We start from the raw sequence: 441 nt of genomic DNA on the forward strand, positions 1-441 counted from the left end.
GACTAAAACCAGTAAGCCGCCTAGCAGGACACAACTACGCAAAACTAGGAGAACAATTTGAATTGGTAAGGCCTATCTAAAAGTGGAAGCGGCTCTTTCAGAATGGGAGGGGGATGGAGCTTCTGACAAAGAGGCGCTTTTTGCCTCGTAGGAAGACGCGAAGCCACCGACCATTCTAGCCGCTGGAACTGGATATATCTAAAAGCAGATGCGGCTCTTTCAGAATCGCAGGACACTTCAAGCTCTCGACCTTGAAGCGCTTTTTGCTTCATGCGAGAGAGCGAAATGAACGGAGATTCTAGCCGCTGGAGCTGGATATATCTAAAAGCGGAAGCAATTCGCTCAAAATAGAATACCTATAAAATATAAAAGGCTGTACCAAATTAATTTGGTACAGCCTTTTCATAGAAGAAGAAAAATAATTTTTCAATTTTGGTCATC

1 pseudogene is annotated in these 441 nt (G+C 43.5%); it reads left to right on the forward strand.

The window, feature by feature from the left end:
- Window positions 1-80, forward strand: a pseudogene (locus MR113_RS27455) (flavin reductase family protein); the annotation flags it as partial.
- Window positions 81-441 lie beyond the last annotated feature (361 nt).

Origin of the sequence: Bacillus cereus group sp. BfR-BA-01379 (assembly GCF_022663605.1) — a bacterium.
In the GTDB taxonomy this organism is placed as follows: domain Bacteria; phylum Bacillota; class Bacilli; order Bacillales; family Bacillaceae_G; genus Bacillus_A; species Bacillus_A mobilis.